Raw genomic sequence first — 4,847 nt, forward strand, 5'->3', positions numbered from 1 at the left:
CCACGACGCCTGGCAGGCGGCTGGCAACACGTCCGAACTCGCCGCAGTGCCCGACGCCCACCACTACAACGCCATCCACGGCTTCGAGACGCCGGACGGCGACCTCGCCCGCTGGGTCGGGCAGGCTCTGGGAGTCCGTGCATGAACAAGAACAACCTCGCCACCCGAGACGCCTGCGCTGCGCTGGATGCCGCGGATCCACTGGCCCCGCTGCGCGATCAATTCGACTTGCCGCCCGGCGTGATTTACCTGGACGGCAACTCGCTCGGTGCGCTGCCCAAGGCGACCGCCGACCGCGTGCAGGACGTGGTCCGCCGCGAATGGGGCCGCGACCTGATCCAGAGCTGGAACACTGCCGGCTGGATCGACGCACCGCAGCGCATCGGCGACAAGATCGCGCGGCTGGTCGGCGCGGCGCCCGGCGAGGTAATCGCGGCGGATTCGACCTCGGTGAACCTGTACAAGGTGCTCAGCGTGGCGTTGGCCGCTGTGCGGGCACGGGACGGCGCGGACAGCCGGCGCCGCGTCATCGTCTCCGAGCGCGACAACTTTCCGACCGACCTCTACATCGCCGAGAGCCTCGCCCGGCAACACGGTTTCACGCTGCGGCTGGTCGAAACCGACGCCATCGCCGCGCAGCTCACCGGCCCGGCCGCGGACGAACTCGCCGTCCTGCTGCTCACCCACGTCCACTACCGCACCGGTCGGATGCACCCGATGGCCGAGCTAACGGCCGCCGCACACGCCGCAGGTGCCTTGGTCGTCTGGGATCTGGCGCACTCGGCGGGCGCGGTGCCGGTGGACTTGAACGGCTGCGGCGCGGACTTCGCGATCGGCTGCGGCTACAAGTACCTCAACGGCGGCCCCGGCGCGCCGGCGTTTCTCTGGTGCCATGCGCGGCATCTGGCGCAGGCGGTGTGGCAGCCGCTGGCGGGCTGGATGGGCCACGCGGCGCCGTTCGCGTTCACGCCGGCGTACCAACCGGCGGCGGGCGTGAAGGCGTTTCTGTGCGGCACGCCGTCGCCGATCGGGCTGGCGGCGCTGGAATGCGGGGTGGACACGGTGCTCGCCGCCGAGGCGCACGGCGGGATGGCCGCGGTGCGCGCCAAGTCACTGGCGATGACGGCGCTGTTCCGGCAATTGGTGGAAACGCGCTGCGCCGGGCATGGTTTGACGCTGCACACCCCCGTCGATCCCGCCGAGCGCGGCAGCCAGGTCAGCCTCCACCGCGAGGAGGGCGCCTACGCGATCGTGCAGGCGCTGATCGCCCGTGGCGTGGTTGGCGACTACCGGGCACCGGGCATCCTGCGCTTCGGGTTCACGCCGCTGACGCTGCGGTTTGTCGAGGTGTGGGATGCGGTGGAGCATCTGCGGCAGGTGCTGGACAGCGGGGAGTGGCGGGAAGGGCGGTTCCACCAGCGTGCGGCCGTCACCTGAGCGCGGACAGCGCCTCCACGACGACCGCCACCCCCGACAGCACCGCATTCCCCGACAGCGGATCCCGCAGCCGCTCGTCCAGCACCGCGTTCAGGTTCGCCCCTGGTCGTTCGGCCGCGACGCCCAACCGCGTCCCCGGCAGGTCATGCCCCCAGCCATGCGGCAGGCAGACAACACCCGGCATCACGCCGTCATCGACGTGGATCTGCACGGTGATGTGCCGATCCGGGCGGTCTCCCGCATCGGCCAACTGGATGCGCGCCGACCCGCCATCGGTCAGCCCCAGCCGCTGCGCATCGACCGGATGCACCTGTGCCGCGCCGCGGAACGGCCCCTTGGCCAGCGTCGGCAGGTTGTGCATCCACGAGTTGTTCGAGCGCACGTCGCGCCGCCCGATGATGACCAGCGGCGGCGCGGGTTCGTGCAGCGCGGCCAGTGCGCGCGGCAGGTCGTTCAGCAGCATCGGCGGGGCCAGATCGACCCGACCGCTGGGCGTGCGCAAGACCTCGGGCAGACGCGGCTCCAGCGCACCGAGATCGAGTCCCGACGGCGCATCGACCAGCGCCGCCAGCCGCACGCCACCCGGTTGGCGCCCGAAACCGTCCCCATGCGGCCCGGCGCGCAAGGCCAGATCCAGCCGCCGCTCCGGCCCGCGCCAGCGCGACGCTTCGGCGAAGGCTTGGTCCGCCAGATCCCCGGCAAACCGCTCGGCCTCCTGGCGGGCAAGGCGATCGTCCAGCGCGGCCACATCGACCACGCCACCCGACCCGCGCCCCTGCGCAATCTCGCTCAGGCGCAGCAGGATTTCCCACTCCGCCGGCTGCCCCGACGCCTCCAGCCCGACCGGCGGGCTGTAGCGCGCATGGTTGCGCATCGACAACTGACCGAAGGCGACATCGAAATGCCCATCCTCCAGCGGCGAGCGGCCGGGCAGGATGACATTCGCGTGGCGTGTCGTCTCGTTCAGGTAGATGTCCACGCTGACCATGAAATCGAGCGTGTCCAGCGCCGCCGCGAGCCGCGGGCTGCCCGGCGCGGACAAGACGGGGTTGGACGCGACCGTGATCAGCGCCTTCACCGCCGGTTGCTCGGGCGAGGTGGCTGGCGTCTCGATCTCCTCGGCGAGGCAGGTGATCGGCCATTCGCCCATGACCTCGGGCGCGCCGCTCACGCGGCTGTGGTGCCGACCCGTGCCGACGCCGCGCCCGATGCCCGGCTGGCCCATCGTGTTCGCCGCCAGCGCCGCCGCCTTCGGGAACATCACGCCGCCCTCCGCATCAAGCCGGCCGGTCAGCACGTTGAGCACGTCGATCAGCCACGCCGACAAGGTGCCGAAGGTCTGCCCGTTCGTGCCGATGCGGCCATAGACGGCGGCCCGCGGCGCGGCAGCCAGCTCGCGGGCCAGACGCCGGATCGTGTCGGCCGGGACCGCGCAACGCTCGGCCACCGCGTCCGGCGTGAACGGCGCCACCGCAACACGCACCGCCTCGACATCCGCCGCACTCACCACCGCCGACGCCGAGCCGAGCCGCACCAGCCCCTCCTCGAACAGCGTGTGCGCCATCGCGGCGAGCAGGAACACATCCGCGCCGGGCCGGATCGGCAGGTACTCGTCGGCGACCTTGGCGGTTTCGGTGCGGCGCGGGTCGATGACGACCAGCCGCCCGCCACGCTGCCGCAACGCCTTGGCCCGCCCACGGAAATCCGGCACCGTCCACATGCTCCCGTTGCTCGCCACCGGGTTCGCGCCGATCACCAGCAGCCAGTCCGTGCGGTCGATGTCGGGCACCGGGACGCTGAACCAGTGGCCGTACAGCAACCCGCAGGCGAGCTGGCGCGGGATCTGGTCGAGCGTGGAGGCCGAGTAGACGTGCTTGGTCCCAAGCGCTTTCACCAGCGTCGGCACCGTCAGCGTGAGGCCAAACTTGTGGACGATCGGGTTGCCCAGCGTGATGCCGACCGCGCCCTTGCCGTGGCGGCCCTGCACGTCGCCGAGGCCACGGGCGATTTCGGCAAACGCTTCGTCCCAGCCCGCCGGCACATGCTGTCCGTTGCGGCGGATCAGCGGCTGGCGCAGGCGGTCCGGGTCGCTGTGCAAGTCCTTGAGCGCCACCGCCTTGGGGCAGAGGTAGCCGCGGCTGAAGGGGTCGGCGTCGTCACCGCGGACGGTGGCGACGTGCTCGGTGCCCTGCGCGTCGCGGGCGATGTCGAGCACCAGGCCGCAGCAGGCTTCGCACAGGGGGCAGATGCGGTGGGCGGTGCGGTGCGCCGTGGGCTGAGCGGTGTCTTGGGTCATGGCCGGGTGAGCTTCAGGGTTTCGCCAACCTGGGCGCGCGCCACGTCGTCGGCGTGGAAGGGCAGCACGGGCCAGCGTTTCGCCGCGAACAGGCGCGTCTGATCATTCGAGTGCGGCGAGGCGGGGTCGGTGCTCTGGCCGTAGGTGAGGATGGCCTGCACCACCGGGCCGCGGGCGTCGAAGGTGACGGTCTGCACGTAGCTGGTGCCGTAGTCGATCGGCAGGCCCTGGGCGTTGATCGGCGCGCCGGCCACGTTGCCCATGTTGTTGAGCACGCCCTCGAACTCGTCGCCGCCATGCAGACCGATGCGCTCGGTGCTGGTGGCGGCGTGCTGCACCGTGTTCAGCGGTGCATCCAGCGCAAAACCCGCCTTGCGCACCAGCGTGACCGCATCGGCCAACGAGGTCCAGACCTTGGCGGCGGTGGCCTCGTCTTCCATCTTCAGCCCCATCGGCGTGTCGATCGGCTGCGCCGGGTTGAAGGGCACGCGCCAGACGTTCGGAATCGCCCGTGCCGTGCGCCAGAACTCTCGGAAGAGGTGGGCGCCGCGGGCGTCGCCTTCGTTGGTACGGCTCCAGCCGCGCAGCGTCGTGCAGCCGTCGCGGGCGGCGGCATCGGCTGGCGGGGTGAGGGCGCAGGCGGCGAGCAAGTCCGGCATGGTGATGCCGGCGATGTAGTTCCGGTCGCCGAACAGCCGGTTCTGCAGGCCGGCAGGCGTGACCTTGCCATCGGCGAGCATCGCGGGGATCTCGGTCAGGCTGGCGCGGGTGCGGGGCCGCGAGACCTGCGCATCGCCGACCAGCGGCGAGATGCCCTCGAACCGCTGCGCCGGGTGCGTGTAGACGAAGCTGTCGTTGCTGTTCTGCACCCAGTCGCGGCGCACGGCCACCGGCATCCGCTCGCGGGGGATCAGCCCCGGCACGGGTGAGGCGACATCCAGGTTCCAGCCACAGGCGCTGCGGCTGCCATCGAGCACGAACAAGCCGGCCGGGCCGCGCAGGGCGGCCGCCTGCGGACTCGGCGCACAGCGTTGCAGCAAGGCCGCATCCACATCGGGCACCACGCTCAGGTCGGCGTACAGCGCGTGGCCGTGGCGGTCGGCGGCGATGGTGT

3 protein-coding genes are annotated in these 4,847 nt (G+C 71.5%); 1 reads left to right on the plus strand and 2 read right to left on the minus strand.

Going from position 1 to position 4,847, the window contains the following annotated elements:
- Positions 1–141 precede the first annotated feature (141 nt).
- A complete protein-coding gene (gene kynU / locus QZW52_RS18520) occupies positions 142–1,437 on the plus strand; it encodes a kynureninase (RefSeq protein ID WP_294001481.1) in 1,296 nt (431 codons plus the stop codon).
- Here kynU and QZW52_RS18525 read toward each other — a convergent pair.
- Positions 1,430–3,733, minus strand: coding sequence for a molybdopterin-dependent oxidoreductase (locus QZW52_RS18525; protein ID WP_294001484.1), 2,304 nt, complete (start codon positions 3,731–3,733; stop codon positions 1,430–1,432). The genes kynU and QZW52_RS18525 overlap by 8 nt on opposite strands.
- Positions 3,730–4,847 (minus strand): penicillin acylase family protein (locus QZW52_RS18530; protein WP_294001486.1); only part of this gene is annotated, 1,118 nt, incomplete at its 5' end. The genes QZW52_RS18530 and QZW52_RS18525, both read right to left, overlap by 4 nt.

The sequence above is a fragment of the Sphaerotilus sp. genome (genome assembly GCF_013299175.1).
In the GTDB taxonomy this organism is placed as follows: domain Bacteria; phylum Pseudomonadota; class Gammaproteobacteria; order Burkholderiales; family Burkholderiaceae_C; genus Sphaerotilus.

Excerpts from the sequence above, each read along its gene's own strand:
- kynU (WP_294001481.1), top strand. The coding sequence starts at position 142 with ATGAACAAGAACAACCTCGCCACCCGAGACGCCTGCGCTGCGCTGGAT.
- QZW52_RS18525 (WP_294001484.1), bottom strand. The coding sequence starts at position 3,733 with ATGACCCAAGACACCGCTCAGCCCACGGCGCACCGCACCGCCCACCGC.